Source organism: Paenibacillus agaridevorans (genome assembly GCF_003112455.1).
Lineage (GTDB): Bacteria > Bacillota > Bacilli > Paenibacillales > Paenibacillaceae > Pristimantibacillus > Pristimantibacillus agaridevorans.
In genome coordinates this window covers 1-218 of record NZ_BDQX01000106.1, presented here as the reverse complement: position 1 = coordinate 218, position 218 = coordinate 1, and the positions used below count along the sequence as shown (strand labels likewise).

General features: G+C 43.6%; 1 protein-coding gene. It reads left to right on the top strand.

Going from position 1 to position 218, the window contains the following annotated elements:
- A partial coding sequence (locus tag PAT3040_RS37990) for a hypothetical protein (RefSeq protein ID WP_219930271.1) occupies positions 1 to 215 on the top strand: 215 nt, incomplete at its 5' end.
- Positions 216 to 218 lie beyond the last annotated feature (3 nt).

Sequence of the window (218 nt, the reverse complement as noted above, 5' to 3'; positions counted from 1 at the left end):
GACTTTCAATCAAAAGCTCCGAGACGACATCATACAAAGGGTTTATGGCAAAGGTTTCAGCGTTTCCCTTGCTCTCTGGACATAAGAGCCTTCGTATTTTTTTCTCATCATCGCTTTTTATTTATAAAATAAAAACCCCTCTCGTCCTCAGTCGACAGCAAGTAGCTGCAGTGCCTGAAGGGACGAAAGGGGAAGATTTCGTGGTACCACCCTGATTT